The following is a 16,603-nucleotide window of genomic DNA, read 5'->3' on the forward strand; positions in this document are numbered from 1 at the left end:
CCGGGAGCCGCTGCGCGGCTCGCAGTGGGCCAATTCCCATTGCCGTCGATCGAGTCGCTTCGCTCCTCTGAGTTTCCGAAATTAGGCTCTCATCAGGGTATTTAATCGTCACTTTGGATCCGGTCCCCCACTGCCCAACGAAGCTGGGGCGTCGGCGGGTGCGCCAGCTCCCCAGCTTTCCCGCGCCACTCGATGTCATACCCACAGCATACCACCCACATTCCGCACACCTCCAACCAGTCCAAAATAAATAAAACCTCCAAACTAGTTGATCAACAACCGATTACGAACCTTACAAGCTAATATTTGTGCAGAACACACATAAATATCTATCCATCAAATAATTACCCAAACATATTGATAACAAGCAACTTTCAAAAACGCCTTCAAAACGGATGAAACAGACACCCCGCGCGCCCGTCGACCCCCACCCCCGACGCCGGCACTCCCCTCGCCGGCACTCCCACATCACAAACCGGGGACATGTCATCACACCAGGTCACAGCACCATTACACCCGCGAGTGCCGACGTCGTCGATGCCACCCATAACCACCTGCGCCCAGAATGGGCAGCAGGGAATTCAGCAGTGAATCGCGTCGCCCGCGGCGACGCCTGGAGAGGGAGTGCGTCATGGTGTTCGAGAGATTCTCCGATCAAGCCCGTCAGGTGGTCGTCCTCGCCGCCAGCGCCGCCCGCGCCCACCACCAGAACTGGCGTCGGCACCGAACACCTGCTCGTCGGGATCTTCGACGCCGGCGGCCCCGGAGCGACAGCACTGACCTCATGGGTGTCGCGCCGGCACTCGACAGCAAGCTCGAGGGCGTCAGCGCCCCGGCGGGCTCCGCCCCGGCCGCCGGGCACATCCTGTTCACCGGCGAAGACGAAGAAGGTTATCGAGGGCAGCCTGCGCCAGACCGCCCTGCTCGGGCACGAGGAGGTCGGCACCGACCACCTCCTCCTGGCCCTGCTCGACGACCCCGCCTCCACCGGCGCTCACATCCTCACCGACCTTGCCCCTGCCCATCAGCGAGATGCGTGAGCACCTCCGGCGCGAGCTGGCCCAGCAGCCCACCCCAGGCCCCACCCACCGCATCCCCATCCGGCTCAACAACGACGAAAACGCCCGCGCCCAGGCAGCCGCCCAGCACCGCCGGCCAGCACATCGAAACCTCCGGTCCACGACCGCATCACCGCCGCCCTCGACACCGAACAACCCGAATAGCAGGCTCAGTCGGAGGTGAAGGATCATCCGGGACGTGTCATCTTTCCTGGTCAGCGCGCTGTCCGAGACCCCGGTTCTCGCCATCCATCCACGCGATCACATCGAACACGCGGAGCGCTGAGATCTCTTCGGGGAGGCCGACTACAAGGACTGTGACGGGTAGAAGCTGCGCACCGGTCAACCGTCATCGGGTCCAGCACCCGCTCGTTAGAGCCAACAGAATCCCGTGAAAGCGTCGTCGAGGTACTGCCCGCTGGACCTGTGCGCGCGCCTTCTCGTCCAGCTGCCGGGCAAGCCACCCATCCGGGTCGCCGAGTCCGTGCCGGATGCGGTCAGCGCGGCGCCCGGGAGTCTTCGACATCGCCCAACACCAACGAGCTGTGCGGACTGAGGCGGTGGGGTGGCAGCCGCCCCGCCGACCGCATCCTGTTCCGTGCCAGACAGTTTCACGCGCGCGCCTGACGCTTTCGGGGAGACAGTCGCGCCATCACAGACTCCGCCCATCCAGACGGCGCGCGCGCCCGGAACTCCGGCTCGCACCGGCGCGGAGGTGATCGCACTGCAGGCCGCCAACCACTTCGGTGTGTTGTTTTGATCTGGGCATTGGTGCCCGAATGTGTGTGTTTAGGCCCGTATATGTTGACATGAGAGCCACGTCACAGCTATAACTGTCCGCAGGCTCATCGCTACAGCGGCGCAGGATCAGGCAGGGCAGCCTCGATCGGTCCTCGCCTCGGCTGCGACAGCGAACCGCTAGGAAAGGCGCATGACATGAAGTTCGTAGCCGCAACCTCGTGCCCTACGGGCATCGCACACACATACATGGCGGCGGAATCGCTGGAGCAGGGTGCCGCCCGCAGCGGTCACGAAATCCACGTCGAGACGCAGGGCGCTTCTGGCTCCGAGCCACGCGACCCCGCGGTGATCGCCGCGGCCGACGGGCGTGATCTTCGCCGCCGCCATCGGCTCCGGCCAGCTGGCCGCCCCCGAGATGACCAGCACCTTCCCCGTATGCGCCACGCCTCGACCTCTCGCTGATGGCGTGTGTGTGCCCAACCCATCGCGCTGTGCACGGAAATCCTTCTTTTCCATGATATTTCAACCGCAAGAGAAAGTAGATCTCTCGTGAAACCCATAGTTGTTCGCAGCGCCATAGTCGCCGCGACCGGCGGGCTGCTCTTCGGATTCGACACCGCGGTCATCTCCGGTGCGGAGGAACAGATCCAGCAGGTGTTCGCGCTCAGCGATGCCAAGCTTGGCTTCACCGTCACCACCGCACTCATCGGGACGATCCTCGGCGCTCTGGTCGCCGGCCGGCCGGCCGACCGGTACGGCCGCAAGAAGGCGCTCTACGTGATCGGCGTCCTCTTCGTTCTTGGCGCCGTCGGGTCTGCCCTGGCCCCGAACGTCGAAATTCTGATGCTGTTCCGGTTCATCGGTGGCATCGGCGTGGGTGGTGCCAGCGTCTGTGCACCGATCTACACCGCCGAGATCGCCCCCGCGGCCAACCGAGGACGCCTGGTCGGGTTGGTGCAATTCAACATCGTGCTCGGCATCCTCATCGCCTATGCATCCAACGCCGTCATCCGCGCGGCGGTCCCCGGCGACAATGCTTGGCGCTGGATGCTCGGCGTCATGATCGTTCCGGCACTGGTGTTCGTCCTCATGCTGCCGACCGTTCCCGAAACGCCGCGCTGGCTAGCCGCCAATGGTCGATGGGACGACGCAACCGCAACGAGCAAGCGCCTGTGCGCCACCCAAGCCGACGTCGACTTCCAGATGAGTGAGATCCGGGAGTCGCTGGCGGCCACCGCGAACACGACGAGGGTGCCGTTCTTCACGCGCGGGCACCGCAAGGTGATCCTGCTCGCCGTCGCGATCGCCGTCTTCAACCAGTTGTCGGGCATCAACGCGGTCCTGTACTACGCGCCACGGGTCATGCAGGAGGCCGGCGCCAGCACGAACGCCGCGTTCCTGATGAGCGTCGGGGTGGGCGCGATGAACTTGGTCGCCACCATGGTCGGGCTGAGCCTGATCGACCGGCTCGGCCGGCGCAAGCTGATGATCGTCGGCTCGATCGGCTACCTGATGTCCCTGGGATTCCTTGCCGCCGTGATGTTCTACTACGAAAATGCGCGCGGTGGCGAGTTCACCTCTACGTCGTCGATATTGGTGCTGATCGGGCTGATGGGATTCATCGCCGCCCACGCCGTCGGCCAGGGCTCGGTGATCTGGGTATTCCTCTCGGAGATCTTCCCGAATCGGATCCGTGGTCAGGGGCAGTCGCTGGGCAGCCTGACCCACTGGGTGTTCGCCGCGATCACCTCGTTCGCCTTCCCGCCGATCATCGGTGCCCTCGGTGCCGGCGCCGCGTTCAGCATCTTCTTCCTCGCCATGGTCGGTCAGCTGATCTGGGTGCTGAAGGTGATGCCCGAGACCAAAGGTGTGCCGCTCGAGGAGATGGAGGCCAAGCTCGGCGTCGCACTCGACCACGGCCCGGACCAGCCGACCGCGGTACGGGCTCACTGATGACCCGCCGCGTACTCAGCCTCGGCGAAGCACTGATCGACGTCGTCACCAGGCCAACGTCCACCCAGGAACACGTCGGCGGCAGCCTGCTCAACGTCGCGGTCGGACTCGGCGCACTCGGCCACCCAGCCAGCATCTGCTCCCACTGGGGCAAAGACCCCCGGGGAAGTCTGCTCAGACAGTGGGCGGAGTCCGCCGGCGTGCAGATCACGCCGGGAACCGACTCCGCACACAAGACGTCGGTCGCGTTCGCCCGGATCGACGCGGACGGACGCGCAAACTACGAGTTCGACCTGAACTGGGCGGTCCCGCAACTCCCGGACCTGGAACCGTTCGGGCATCTGCACACCGGCAGCATCGCCGCCACCGTCGAACCAGGCGGCTCCACGGTGGTCGTCGCCGCCGAACGGATGCGGCTCCTCGGTACCGTGTCATACGACCCGAACATCCGTCCCGCACTGATGCATTCGCCCGACACCGTCGTCGACCGCGTCGAGCACCTGGTCTCACTGTCCGACGTGGTGAAGACCAGCGACGAGGACCTCGACTGGCTCTACCCGGGCGTGCCGGTCGAGAACATCATGCGGCGGTGGGTGAAGACAGGACCAGCGATGGTGGTCGTCACCCGCGGATCCTGGGGCGCCTACGCGCGACTGGCACACAACCGGGACATGCTCCACATCGACCAGACACCGGTCACCGTGGGCGACACCGTCGGCGCCGGGGACTCCTTCATGGCCGGACTAATCTCCGGACTACTCGACGCGGGCCTGCTCGGCTCACCCCAAGCACGGGATCGACTCGCGGCTGCGGACTGGCCCGATGTCCAACCCGCACTGCTCCGCGCGATACACACGAGTGCATTGACGGTCAGTCGATCCGGCGCGTACGCGCCCTCCCGGGCCGAAGTGCATGCGCTTCACGCGCTCGACCCGGCCCTCACCTGAACGATCGTCGCGGTCACCGAGGACGCCATGCTTGGTTACCGGCGTTGATGCACAACCCCATTCACGAGAGGAATCACCGGACGTGCAACTGCTGTTCCTCCGGCACAGCCAAACCCCCGCCAACGTCCGCGGCGAACTCGGCACCCGGGGATCTCGGTGGCGGGGTCGATGCCGGACATGTGGCGGGCGAAGCCGCGCACCACGGTCATCCGCCGCGCCCACACCGAACTGGTGGGATCGGCATCGGGACGTTGCACCCACTGCAGGGCCACGTCGACGGTGATCGTCGTGACGCCGGCCGCGTCGAGGTAGGCGACGAAGCGGGGAAGCAGTCGGGCGGCCTCATCGAGCCGGTGTCCCAGGGCTCGACGCAGCCGCAGGTACTGTTCGGCCTGCTCGGCGAGCGCGCTCATCGCCGTGTCCCGGGCCAGGGCTGGGCGACCGTGCGTAACACGGCCCGATCGATCTTGGCGTAGCCGGAGGTGGTCCCCAGATCCGACTGACGCAGCACCTGGGCGATCCCGATCAAATCGGCCCCCTGGCGCAGCAGCTCGGTCGCCAGCGCGTGCCGGAGCCGGTGACCACCGACCCGTGCCAGGCCGGCTCGCCGACACGCACGGTAGACGATCCCGGTGATCGTGCTCGGGTGCAGGGGCCGTGGAGGCGCGTAGAGGGTGAGCAGCAACTGCGGACACCCGCACACCGGGCGCCCGTCGGTGAGGTAATCGACGAGGGCCTGACCGACGTCGACGGGCAGCGGGAGACGATCGTGGCGGCGGGCCTTGCCCCGCACCACGATCTCCCCGGCCCGCCAGTCGACGTCGCCGAGCCGAAGGGCGACCACCTCCCCGGAGCGCAGACCCAGCCGCGCCAGCAGCATCAAGACGGCCCGGTCACGCCGTCCACTCGCGATGCGGCGATCGCACCCGGCCAACAGGGTGTCCACGTCGGCGGCGCTCATCGTCGCGGGTAATCGGGCACCGCGCCAGCTCGCCACCGGCGGCACGGCGCCACCCAGGTCCGTCTCGAGGGCCCCGTCCAGATACAGAAAGCGCAGCAGCGCCCGCAGATCGGCGGCCTCTCGCTTCGCCGACTCGACCGTCAGCCGCGAACCGGCCTCGAGCATCCACTCCGCGACCTCCGTGCCGGTCAGATTCCCGATACCGATCTCGTCTCCGGTACGCGATGCCCGACCCGCCAGGAATCGGCGCGCGAACCGCTCGTAGCGTCGAATCGTGGTCGGGGCCAGTCCCCGCACAACAATCAGATGGTGGCGATAGCGGACCAACATCTCGTCACGACTCGTCCGCGTCGCCAGCGTCTCGAGCGGTACCACCTGCAGGTCCCGCAGATACTCCAACAGGCGCGCCACGGTCACCACCGTCGGCACCCGCCGACGACCACTCGCCCGCCGCGAAGCCAAGAATCCCTCCACCAGAGCAATACTCAGGTCCTCGACCGCAAGACCCTCGCCGGTCAGCCATCGATCGAGCTGCCCCATCAACACCATGTGGTGCCGGATGGCGCCGGGTCGATACCCGAGTCCGCGCAACTCCTCCTCGAAGCCCACCGCGAACGGCACCAGCGGTCCCGCACCACGCAACCATGAAATCGTGCCCACCGGACACCTCCTCCGTCGGTGGAGCAACCTGCCCCACCGACGGAGCCAGGAACACGCGGGCTTATCCCGACCCGACTTCATCCGGATCTATCCGAAGATGCTCCTCACCTGCATCAATGCCGCCGCTTCGATACCCGTATCGGGATAATTCCGGGGTCGGGATAAATCGAGTAATCCCGACATCGGGATTACTCGACGATTTCGCGGTGCGGCCCCTGGACGCCACCGAGACCAACGACTTCTACGAGTTGGTCGTGGAGCGCCATCGCCGCAAGGCGACGATCGTCTCCTCGAATAGGGCCCCAGAGTGGCTGTCGATGACCACCGACGCCCTGCTGGCGCAGTCGGCGATCGACCGCCTCACCTCCTCGGCGCACACCCTCGTCATCGAGGGCCCGCCCCACCGGCAACGCACCCGCCCCAGGCATGGCGTGGTTGACAGTTCAGAAGGCGAGGTCGATGCTCGATGACACCTTCGGGTGGTCCCATGCTCGTGGCAACGAGGTGGTCCCATCACCCTGACAAGCGACACCAGGATCGCCCGCGGCGCCCTCGGCGGGACCTCCCGCCGACAGAAAACGTCACCGCAACCAGATCATCCGCGGTGAACCGATCCGACTCCCCCACCCGGTCGCCGGTGCTCGACCAGGAAATCGAAATGCGCACCGACATAGGCGCCTTCGCCCATATGGGGGCCAACTCGCGACGACGGAACTCCCGCCCCCACACCGAGACCACCGAGCCGAGTCCACCGATCGAGCCCTCGGTACCGCCACGCCACCGCGGCAGGATCAGGCGGCCGTTGAGCCGTTGCGTTCGAGCCTCTCGGCGATCCACACCTTGATCAGAGACTGCCGGGTAACCCCGAGACGAGTCGCCTCACGATCCAACTCTGCGATCATCCACGCCGGGAAGTCGACATTGACACGCCGCTGCTCCTCGCCCGGGCGCCGGGCCCTGGCCGTATCGAGCGCGAACGTCACGTCCTCGCCGGCATCAAAACGCTCGTCGAACTCGTCAGCTCTCATAAAGCGCCACCTCTCCATCACGTGAGCGCCGAACCGAGATGATCCGGGTCCGGTCCGCACGATAGGTCACCACCGCGGACCACCATTTTCCGTCAATCACACCGATCACCAGCCACCTCGGCTCATCCGTAGTTCTCGCGGGCACCTCGAGCCGGTGCGGATCTCGCCACAATGCCTGCGCCGACAGAAAATCGATGCCGTGCTTGGCCAGGTTCGCTTCGCTCTTGTTCGGATCGAACTCAAACCCAGACATGTATAGAAACTATACCATTTTGGCTGGAGGAGTTCCCCGCTTTCCCACGCCAGCTCAGGCCGGAAACTAAAACGTACGACTCGACACCGGCGCCGTCGGAACCAGAGCTGATCCAGCGAATGGAGCCTCGATCGATCGGTGACCTCCCCCGGCGCACCCGTCACTTCGCACTGGAGCGGACCGCGGGGTGGGTCCGGGTCCTGACGTTTCCAGTCGCCTGCCGCCGCCACCGCGGGCGGACTGGTAGACAGACCAGGTGTGGTGGAACGCTCAGATCAGGAGGCCCCGATGCCGCGACCATCATCGTGGGTGAGCACCACGGCGTCCACCCTCGGCGAGGAGCTGGCACGCATCGGTCTGACCGTCCCCACCGACCGACTCGAGGCCCTGCTCACCGACCGAGTCGCCGCCGTAGCGGAACAGATGCGCATCACCGAACGCACCGCCCGCCAGTACTTCGACCACGACACACTGCGCACCCTCGCCCGCGACCTGGCCCTGAGCATCAAAGAAGAGGCACCCGGCGCCGACCTGCTGACCCTGCCCCGCACCATACCCATGCCCCTGCCCACCCTCGGTGCGACGATCGCCGCCCTCGTCGAGGTCACTGCTCTCGCCGGCGCCGACAAGGATCCCGACGAGCCCGTGGCGGCGATGGCTCTGATCTCCACCCTCGGCGTCCTGACCCGAGACCACGACGGGGATCGCCCCACCGTCTGGGTGCCGGAGCCGCTCCTGCTGCGAGCGGCGCGGCTCATCGAGAACACCGCCGACCTCGTACACCACGGCTGCCCGCTACCACCGGACGTCGCCGAGGACGTCCGACCCCACCTGCAGAAGGCGCTCCGCGAAGACGCCGCCCAGCTCCGGGCACTGATCCCCGACACCGACCGACGGTCCGGTTCGGGCCTGTGGGCGGTTCCCGACGATCCGTCGTGAACACCGTGACTGTCGCGGGCGCATTCGTTGCCGCAGCGACGATCCAATCGGAGGCGATCTCCGCGAAGGGCTGATCCTGAATGTGGCTCGCCCGACGATCGGCCTTAGCAGCGCCAGTCGAGCATCTCGCGCGGCCGGTTGCTCACACGGTCCTCAACGGCCCGAAGAACCTCGGGCTGCGGACGGACAGCTCGGCGGCTCGGGGAAGTGCTCCCGAAGCAGGGCGAACTCCGCTGTCCGAGCACGGCCAGCCGGGCATTGGAGAGACGCGTCCGGTCCGCGCATCCCGACGACGCGGACACGCTATGTGGCGGTTGCGCCGTGGGGTTGATCGTCGGCGTCGGGTAAGGGTCGTCGGCAGATCTCGTGGGCTTCGTCGGCCGAGACGCCGAACATCCGCAACAGGTCCTCGGTGACGAGGTCGGTGTCCTCCGCGTCGTCACGTTCGGGGTGGTCGTGCAGCAGTTGACCCAGACAGAGTGCGGCCCCCGCTGTGATCGTCAGGGCCAGTTCGGGATCGCGCACGCTGAACCGGCCCGCACGGGCGGCTGCCTCGATGTCTCGGCGAGCTCTCGGCGCCAGACCTTTGTCCGAGCTGACCAGACTCGGCCCGTCGCGGAGCAGAACTTTGCTCAGTTCGGGATTCCGGCGATGCAGGCGTCCGGTCAGTCGGAAGCTCTGCGCGAAGATCTGGGCAGGGTCGTCCAGATCGGCGGTCAGTTCGTCGAGTATCGCGCCGTGGCGGTCGAGTGCCTCCTCCACGGCCGCGTGGAAGAGCTCCTCCTTGGTCTGAAAGTGGTTGTAGAACGACCCCATTCCGACATCTGCGGCCTGGGTGATCTCGAGGATCGGGGCGGTCAGGTTCCCCGCCGCCATGAAGGACTGGGCTGCGCGTACGAGTGCGGCGCGGGTACGCGCCTTGCGTCGTTCCAGGCGGTTCGGTGCATCGGTGATCTGCTCGGTCATGCCTGGGTGCCCTTCTCCTGATCCGTCCGATCTTGCCCTACACTACCGACAGGTCATCAATATTGACGAATTCCTCAAACGCAGCCAGTCACTCCAATCCGCGAGAAGTAGCCACACGGTCCAACCTAAATTCAATGGGCGAGAATCTTGACGCCGACCACAAGCACGCCCACACCGGACAACCCCGCGATAGTGAACAGCTGTTGCCACCAACGCAATTGGGCCATTCGCACCGCGAGCAGAGCAATGATCCCGAGTTCGACGACGAGGATCCACATCGCGATCCACATCGCCGTGGATGCGCCCAGCAGTCCGAGGGCGGCGGCGACCAATACCAGCAGGGGTAGGACCGCGGCCTCCACAATCTGGCCGGATGCCTGCAGCATCCGCAGCGCTGCCCGTCCCCGCGGAGCACTGTGGTGCGCGCCGAGGTGCGCTACCCAGTCGGCCAGCAGGCTCGCCGCCCAGAGCCCGCCGGTGGCCACCGCGACATCGAGGAGCCGAGACCATGAGCTGGTCTCGGGAGCCGTATAGCGGACGAGGACGGCGAGCGTCGCCAAACACGTCATCGCGCCGTACACACGCTCCCGCAGGAGCGCGACGACCTGCTCCACGGGAATCTCGTCCCGATTCGCCTCGCCGCCCCCGCTCACGTCGGTCACCACGCGAATCGGTTCGAATCTGCCTTGTCCGAGCAAGCGCCGCACCAAATCCATTCCAGCCATTTGCATCCCATCTACGCCGGGTCTACCCGCGACGTTCTGGCGTGCGGTGTGGCCGCGGCTGCGGGTCGCTCCTGGTCCGCCACTCGGATGCGGTCCGCAATTGTCCTGGTGTCGTCGAAGCAGTCGGCGTCGAGGTGAGCGGTGCCGACTGGGCTCCGCGTACAGGCGCGGCGCGGGGAGGCGCCTTACGCCGGTCAAGGCGGTTCGGTGCATCGGTGATCTGCTCGGTCACGCCTGGGTGCCCATCTCCTGATCCGTCGGACGCGGCCCACCCTACCGCGCGTCATCAATATTGACGAATTCCTCAGAACTTCTTGACTGACGATATCATCGTGAGTGACGCTATCCTCAGTTACTTGAGAGGAGTGGTCAATGACTGCCCACCATGACCCGCATACCGGTCTGCACAGTGAGCAGGGCGCGCTGGCGGGCGAACACCGCGGGCGGGCCGCCGAGCCGATCATCAAGGTCCATGACCTCGCATGGCTGGAGTTCGAGAAGCCCGACCTCGATCGGGCGGAGGCGTTCGCCCAGGCCTTCGGTTTCGTGACGGCGCTTCGCACCGCACACGAACTGCAGTTGCGCGGGACGGACCCCGGTTCACCCTGCGTGCTCATCCGCCGAGGCCCACGGTCGCGGTTCGTCGGTCCCGCCTTCCGGGCGGCCGACACGACCGACGTGCTGCGACTGGCGGACGCGGTCGGGGGTGCGGTCGTGCCCCTGCCCGAGAGTCTGGGCGGGATCACGGTCGATCTCACCGATCCCAGCGGTCTGGGAGTGCGCGTCGTGTCCGACACGTTCGAGTTGCCGGCGCTGTCCGACCAGGCCCCGCTCCCCCTGAATTTCGGACACGACGGCGGGCGGGTGAACGCTCCCCAGCGGCCGCCCCGCGCGCCGGCCACCGTGCAACGGCTCGGGCACGTCGTGCTCCAGACGACGACGTACCTCGACACGCTCAACTGGTACCTCGAGCACCTCGGACTGATCGTCAGCGACTTCCTCTACTACCCGGGCCAACGGGCCCGGGGTCCGATCATGAGCTTCATCCGCTGCGACCGGGGCGCCACGCCCACCGACCATCACACCCTCGCGATGGTTCTCGGTCCGGCCAACCGCTATGTGCATTCGGCGTATCAGGTCGCCGACCTCGACGGCCTCGCCGCGGGAGGTGAGTACCTGCTCGACCGGGGCTACCGCCGGTCCTGGGGCATCGGCCGACACATCCAGGGCAGCCAGATCTTCGACTACTGGCGCGACCCCGATGGATTCATGGTCGAGCACTTCACCGACGGTGATCTCTTCGACGACACCCTCGATGCGGGCTGGGCACCGATGACCGCGTCCGGACTGGCCCAGTGGGGGCCGCCCGCCACCAAAGACTTCCTCGGCGTGAACCCCGGTCGGGAATCGCTCCAGGAACTGCGCGCCGTTGTCCATGCGCTGCGCGCCGACAACGAATTCGACCTCCACCGCCTTCGCGGCCTTCTGAAAGTTGCCAGTTCATGACCATTTCCGTCCTTCGCACCGCCGACGCCTGGTGGGTCGACACACCCACGGGCGCAGCTCGGGTAGACACCGAGGCCACCACCACCGCCCAGCTGCTGGCCGACCGGCCGGCGGTCGAGGCAGCGGCGTCCAGCGAGGGCGCCGTGCCCGTCGAGACCCTCTCGTTGCTCTCCCCGGTCACCGCCCCGTGCCGGGTGGTCGCGCAGATGACGAACTTCGCCTCGCACGTCACCGACGCCGGGATGAACCCCGACACCATTCCGTTGACCTTTTTCCGCAAGGCTTCCGGTTCGATCAGCGGCCCCCACGACGACGTGATCCGTCCTGCCCATGTCCGGCTGCTGGATTACGAGGTGGAGATCGGGCTGGTCCTCGGCCGCGACATCCCGGTCGGGACGTCGATCACCGCAGACACTCTCGCCGATCACGTGGCCGGCCTGGTGGTCACCAACGACATCTCCGCGCGCGACATCCAGCTTCCGAAAACGCAGTTCTACGAGGGCAAGTCATATCCGACGTTCACCCCGGTCGGCCCCGCGCTGGTACTGCTGGACGGCGACGAGTTGAAGCGGTTCACCGACCTGCGCCTGCGGCTGTGGGTCAACGGTGAGCCGCGCCAGAACATGACCGTGGCCGACATGATCTACCAGCCGGCCGAGACTCTGCAGGCGCTGACCCGGTTTCAACGCCTCGATGCCGGGGACTTGCTGCTGACCGGAACACCGGTCGGGACGGCGCTGAGCGCCCCGCCGAAGCCGATCGCACTCCTCTCCTCCCTGCTGCCGCCGGCAGTCAAATGGAAGCTCTTCTTCGCGGGGCAGGCCAAGAATTCGAACTACCTGCAGGACGGCGACCTCATCGAAGCCACCGTCTTCACCGACGACGGGACCATCGACCTGGGGCGCCAGCGCACGGTGGTGAGGTACGCGCGATGACCACCGACCTGCTGTGGCCGCGGTATGCGGCTCCCACGGATCTGACGGCGATCGAGGCCGTGCCGCTGCGCGATCGGGGGCTTCCGGAGTCCACCTATGCGTTGCTCACCCGCGCGGCCCGCCTGTGGCCGGATCGGCTCGCGCTCACCGTCCTTCCGGACGGTGCACGGTGGCGGGAGCCGGTGCAGCGCACCTTCTCCGAACTACTCGACGATGTGCACCGGTACGCGAACCTGTTCCATCGTCTGGGGGTGCGGCGCCGGGACGCGGTCGCCGTGATGGCGCCCAACTGCGCCGAGTTGATCCCCGCGACGCTCGCCGCACAGCTCGCCGGCATCGCTGCACCGATCAACGCCGCGCAGTCGCCGCAGCACATCGGTGAATTGCTGCGCCGCTCGGGTGCGCGGGTACTCGTCGCGGCCGGACCGGAACTGGCGCCGCAGACCTGGGACGCCGCCCACGAGATCGCCCTGAGCGGGACGGTGGATGCCGTGCTGGTCCTGCGGCCCACCGGAGCCGCCGGCGCGCCCGCGGACCTGCCCGCGGTCGACGGAGTGCGGATCGGCTATCTCAGTGCGCTGTCGGCCGACATGGCGTACTCCGACTTCGTCGGTGATCCCCCCTATGGGTGCGACGTGGCCGCGCTGTTTCACACCGGTGGTACCACCGGTGTTCCGAAGCTGGCCGCCCACACCCACGACAACGAGGTCACCGATGCCTGGATGCTGGCCGCGAACTCGTCGTGGGATACGGACGCCGTCGTCTTCGCCGCCCTGCCGCTGTTCCATGTCAATGCCGTGATGGTCACGCTGCTGGCGCCGCTGTTCAAGGGCCAGGGTGTGGTGTGGGCCGGCCCGCTCGGCTATCGCGACCCGATGCTGTTCAGCGAATTCTGGAAGATCGTCGAGCACTACCGCATCGCGTCGATGAGCGCGGTGCCCACCGTCTACGCGGCCCTCGCGCAGCGCCCGGTCGATGCCGACATCAGTAGTCTGCGCTTCGCCATGGTGGGGGCGTCGCCTCTCCCGGCTGCGGTCGCCACGAAGTTCCGGGATCACACGGGTGTGCCCCTTCTCGAGGGCTACGGCCTGACGGAGGCAACCTGCGCGAGTGCCCGCAGCTTTCCCGACGCGCCCCGACCTGGCGCGGTCGGGGTCCGGATGCCCTATCAGCAGGTCAAGGTGGTACGCGTCGGTGACGACGGCACCTGGGAAGACCTGCCCACCGGAGCGACCGGAGTGCTGGCGATCAGCGGTCCGACCGTGTTCGCCGGCTATGTCGCCGGCCACGACGAACACGGACCCGTTCTCGACGGCATGGGAAAACTGGTCGACGGCTGGCTCGACACCGGCGACCTGGCGCGCATCGACAGCGACGGGTTCATCCACCTGGTCGGACGCGCGAAGGACGTCATCATCCGGGGCGGGCACAATATCGATCCCGCGGTCATCGAAGACACCCTGCTGGCCCATCCGCAGGTCACCGCGGTCAGCGCGGTGGGACGCCCCGATGCCCACGCCGGCGAAGTGCCCGTTGCCTATGTCACCGTTGCCGCCGACGCCGGCATCACCGCGCCCGAGCTACAAGCCTGGGCGGGTGAGCGCGTCCCCGAACGGGCCGCGGCGCCTAAGGCGATCACCATCCTCCCGGCGTTGCCGGTCACGGCGGTAGGCAAGCTCTACAAGCTCGCCCTGCGCGCCGACGCGACACGGGCCGAGCTCGAGCACGCCCTCGCCGCCGTCGCAGGCATCGGAAGCGTCCAGGCGTCCGTGGAGGACGGTGCGATCCTCGCCACCGTCGAGATCGACGGACCTGCCGGCGAACCGGAGGTCCAGGCGATCTTGAACCGATATGCGATCAATGGGAAGGTCACGGTGCGCACATGATCACCGCATCACTAGTTCTGGCGCTCTGCCTGGCAGTGCTCTACCTCCTGCTCGGCGTCGGCAAGATCGCGGCGACCGCGCCGATGCGGGAACGGGCAGCTCACGTCGGTATGCCCGTCAGCACCTATCGGCGCATCGGTGCGCTCGAGGTCGCCGGCGGCGTCGGTGTCCTGATCGGCGGAGTTGTGCCGGCACTCGGCGCCGCCGCCGGCATCGGGCTGCTGCTCCTGATGGTCGGTGCCGTCGTCACACACGTACGCACCGGTGACGGACTGCGTGAGATGGCGCCCGCGATCGTCGTCGGCGCAGCGATCGTGGCCTACCTCGTCGTCCTGTTCGGATCGATCCGATGAGCGAGCAAATCGTCCCGGTCGTCATCGTCGGGGCCGGACCCACCGGACTGACCGCCGCCACGCTGCTGGCTCGGTACGGTGTCGAGTGCCTACTCCTCGAGCGCTGGGAGGGCGTCTATGCGCAGCCGCGGGCGGTCCACCTCGACGGTGAGATCCACCGGATTGTGGCGCACCTCGGGATCGCCGAGGAGTTCGCGGCGATCTCGAGGCCGTGCCTCGGGTTGCGGCTGGTCGACCGGAACATGCGCGTTCTCACCGAGTTTCACCGAAACCCCGGTCCCGGCGTCCACGGCTACCCCGAGGCCAACATGTTCGACCAGCCGCAGTTCGAGGAGATCCTGCGCGCCAACCTGACACGGCACCCGAAGGCCTCCCTCCGCGGCAACGTCGAGGTCACCGGGCTGGCCGACGACCAGGCCGGCAGCATTCGCGTCGACTTCACCGACCGAGCCACCGGTGTGCAGGAATCGGTGCAGGCCCGATACGTCCTCGGCTGCGACGGCGCCAACAGCCTGGTCAGAAACCAGATTCAGGCAACGATGCGGGACCTGAAGTTCGACCAACGCTGGCTGGTCGTCGACGTCGCTTCCACCGCCGACCTCGGCGCGTGGGAGGGCGCCCACCAGGTGTGCGACCCGGTGCGCGCGGCAACCTACATGCGGATCGGACACACCCGCTACCGCTGGGAGTTCCGGCTCACACCCGGCGAGAGCGCCGGCGACTACCGCGACATGACTCGACTGCAACCCCTCCTATCCCCGTGGACACGGAACACCCCCCTCGACGACCTGACACTTGTTCGCGTGGCCGAATACACCTTCCGAGCCCACATCGCGGACCGATGGCGCGACCGGCGCGTGTTCCTACTCGGCGACGCCGCCCATCTCACACCGCCGTTCATCGGACAGGGGATGGGGGCAGGGATCCGCGACGCGATGAACCTCGCCTGGAAACTTGCCGGCGTCCTCACCGGAGATCTGCCCGAAAGCGCGCTCGACACCTACGAGATCGAACGCAAACCCCACGCGCTCGCACTGATCCGGCGCGCCAAGCTCGTCGGAATGGCCATGACCGAAGGCGGCGAACTCGGCAACCTCATCCGCCGCCTCGTCCTACCACTGCTGCACCGCATCCCGGGTCTCGGCGACACGGTCATGGACGGCGAGACCCCGGCCCTGCACCGCTCCACGCTGATAGCACGACCTCGACTACGCCGAAGCCGAGCGGGCCACCTGATCCCGAATCCGGACCTCGACCAGGGCCGCCGATTCGCCGAGGTCGCCGCCGGCCGGTTCGCGGTCGTCACCGCCCTCCCCCCGACCCCGACACAACGCACCGACATCGAACACAGCGGCGGCACCGTCCTGCTGGCTCGACCCGGCACCGACCTGCACCACTGGCTACGCCGCGGCCGTGCCCGCGCCGCCATCATCCGGCCCGACGGCACCGTCCTTCGTACCGGCAAGGACCTGTCCGCCCTCACCGTCACCCTCCCCCGCTTCCACCCCCACCACATGCCAACCTTCCACGCCCAGTGACCCACCCCGACGGATCCGCCACTGCGCACGCGCGCCGACGGCTCCGAGGCACCGCCCGACGCGTGACCCTCGCATTCGGACCGGGCCCGCGGCGACACGGCCCGTCCGCGCCGTCCAGTACGACGGTGCGGGCGGCTGTTCACGTCGCCGCGGG

Annotated in this window: 16 protein-coding genes and 3 pseudogenes; 12 read left to right on the forward strand and 7 right to left on the reverse strand. The window is 67.2% G+C overall.

Translation table 11 applies throughout. The features are described 5' to 3' along the window. The first annotated feature begins 395 nt into the window (after nt 1–395). From P3H15_RS44005 to P3H15_RS44025, 5 genes and pseudogenes are all read left to right on the forward strand, one after another. Entirely contained in the window at nt 396–1,040 is a 645-nt protein-coding gene (locus tag P3H15_RS44005) for a Clp protease N-terminal domain-containing protein (RefSeq protein ID WP_276143054.1), read from the forward strand. Nucleotides 1,041–1,707: 667 nt separating this feature from the next. Next, nucleotides 1,708–1,818, forward strand: a pseudogene (locus P3H15_RS44010) (shikimate 5-dehydrogenase); the annotation flags it as partial. Between the two features lie 227 nt (nt 1,819–2,045). Next, nucleotides 2,046–2,261, forward strand: coding sequence for a hypothetical protein (locus P3H15_RS44015; protein WP_275957909.1), 216 nt, complete (start codon nt 2,046–2,048; stop codon nt 2,259–2,261). Between the two features lie 87 nt (nt 2,262–2,348). Then, on the forward strand, nt 2,349–3,752 hold the full coding sequence (locus P3H15_RS44020; protein ID WP_276143055.1) for a sugar porter family MFS transporter: 1,404 nt from the start codon (nt 2,349–2,351) through the stop codon (nt 3,750–3,752). Next, on the forward strand, nt 3,752–4,699 hold the full coding sequence (locus tag P3H15_RS44025) for a carbohydrate kinase (RefSeq protein WP_072950623.1): 948 nt from the start codon (nt 3,752–3,754) through the stop codon (nt 4,697–4,699). The genes P3H15_RS44020 and P3H15_RS44025 overlap by 1 nt, the downstream gene beginning before the upstream one ends. A gap of 35 nt (nt 4,700–4,734) precedes the next feature. On the opposite strand, the gene P3H15_RS44030 is transcribed toward P3H15_RS44025, so the two are convergent. Continuing rightward, on the reverse strand, nt 4,735–5,112 hold the full coding sequence (locus tag P3H15_RS44030; RefSeq protein WP_276143056.1) for a hypothetical protein: 378 nt from the start codon (nt 5,110–5,112) through the stop codon (nt 4,735–4,737). Next, nucleotides 5,109–6,320: a tyrosine-type recombinase/integrase gene (locus P3H15_RS44035; protein ID WP_276143057.1), complete on the reverse strand. Its 1,212-nt coding sequence runs from the start codon at nt 6,318–6,320 to the stop codon at nt 5,109–5,111. The genes P3H15_RS44030 and P3H15_RS44035 overlap by 4 nt, the downstream gene beginning before the upstream one ends. Nucleotides 6,321–6,508: 188 nt before the next feature. Between P3H15_RS44035 and P3H15_RS44040 the strand changes: the two are divergent. Then, nucleotides 6,509–6,790 (forward strand): annotated as a pseudogene (locus P3H15_RS44040) (ATP-binding protein); the annotation flags it as partial. 321 nt (nt 6,791–7,111) lie between these two features. Here P3H15_RS44040 and P3H15_RS44045 read toward each other — a convergent pair. Both P3H15_RS44045 and P3H15_RS44050 read right to left on the reverse strand, forming a co-directional pair. Continuing rightward, entirely contained in the window at nt 7,112–7,348 is a 237-nt protein-coding gene (locus P3H15_RS44045) for a type II toxin-antitoxin system BrnA family antitoxin (RefSeq protein ID WP_072950616.1), read from the reverse strand. After that, the gene (locus P3H15_RS44050) at nt 7,338–7,601 is read right to left on the reverse strand and encodes a BrnT family toxin (protein WP_072950613.1); all 264 of its coding nucleotides are present in this window, start codon (nt 7,599–7,601) and stop codon (nt 7,338–7,340) included. Before P3H15_RS44050 ends, P3H15_RS44045 begins: the two co-directional genes overlap by 11 nt. Before the next feature lie 288 nt (nt 7,602–7,889). Here P3H15_RS44050 and P3H15_RS44055 point away from each other — a divergent pair, with 288 nt between their 5' ends. After that, on the forward strand, nt 7,890–8,540 hold the full coding sequence (locus P3H15_RS44055; RefSeq protein ID WP_276143059.1) for a hypothetical protein: 651 nt from the start codon (nt 7,890–7,892) through the stop codon (nt 8,538–8,540). Between the two features lie 303 nt (nt 8,541–8,843). Here P3H15_RS44055 and P3H15_RS44060 read toward each other — a convergent pair whose 3' ends face one another. The 3 genes and pseudogenes from P3H15_RS44060 to P3H15_RS44070 all read right to left on the reverse strand — a co-directional run. Beyond that, complete coding sequence (locus P3H15_RS44060; protein WP_276143060.1) at nt 8,844–9,506, reverse strand: TetR/AcrR family transcriptional regulator; 663 nt, start codon at nt 9,504–9,506, stop codon at nt 8,844–8,846. 131 nt (nt 9,507–9,637) lie between these two features. After that, nucleotides 9,638–10,222 (reverse strand): hypothetical protein, encoded by a 585-nt coding sequence (locus P3H15_RS44065; RefSeq protein ID WP_276143061.1) that lies wholly within the window; start codon nt 10,220–10,222, stop codon nt 9,638–9,640. A gap of 154 nt (nt 10,223–10,376) precedes the next feature. Beyond that, a pseudogene (locus P3H15_RS44070) lies at nt 10,377–10,463 on the reverse strand (TetR/AcrR family transcriptional regulator); the annotation flags it as partial. Between the two features lie 140 nt (nt 10,464–10,603). Between P3H15_RS44070 and P3H15_RS44075 the strand changes: the two are divergent. Genes P3H15_RS44075 through P3H15_RS44095 form a run of 5 tightly spaced genes read left to right on the forward strand, consistent with a single transcriptional unit; the run spans nt 10,604 to nt 16,449 of the window. Continuing rightward, entirely contained in the window at nt 10,604–11,737 is a 1,134-nt protein-coding gene (locus P3H15_RS44075; RefSeq protein ID WP_276143062.1) for a VOC family protein, read from the forward strand. Beyond that, on the forward strand, nt 11,734–12,672 hold the full coding sequence (locus tag P3H15_RS44080) for a fumarylacetoacetate hydrolase family protein (protein WP_276143063.1): 939 nt from the start codon (nt 11,734–11,736) through the stop codon (nt 12,670–12,672). The genes P3H15_RS44075 and P3H15_RS44080 overlap by 4 nt, the downstream gene beginning before the upstream one ends. Beyond that, nucleotides 12,669–14,558 carry an acyl-CoA synthetase gene (locus tag P3H15_RS44085; protein WP_276143064.1) on the forward strand — a complete coding sequence of 630 codons (1,890 nt, stop codon included), beginning with the start codon at nt 12,669–12,671 and terminating at the stop codon, nt 14,556–14,558. The genes P3H15_RS44080 and P3H15_RS44085 overlap by 4 nt, the downstream gene beginning before the upstream one ends. After that, nucleotides 14,555–14,911 carry a DoxX family protein gene (locus P3H15_RS44090; protein ID WP_276143065.1) on the forward strand — a complete coding sequence of 119 codons (357 nt, stop codon included), beginning with the start codon at nt 14,555–14,557 and terminating at the stop codon, nt 14,909–14,911. Before P3H15_RS44085 ends, P3H15_RS44090 begins: the two co-directional genes overlap by 4 nt. Continuing rightward, entirely contained in the window at nt 14,908–16,449 is a 1,542-nt protein-coding gene (locus tag P3H15_RS44095; RefSeq protein ID WP_276143066.1) for a bifunctional 3-(3-hydroxy-phenyl)propionate/3-hydroxycinnamic acid hydroxylase, read from the forward strand. The genes P3H15_RS44090 and P3H15_RS44095 overlap by 4 nt, the downstream gene beginning before the upstream one ends. The last annotated feature ends 154 nt before the right edge of the window (nt 16,450–16,603 follow it).

It is taken from the genome of Rhodococcus sp. T2V (genome assembly GCF_029269925.1).
Lineage (GTDB): Bacteria > Actinomycetota > Actinomycetes > Mycobacteriales > Mycobacteriaceae > Rhodococcus_F > Rhodococcus_F koreensis.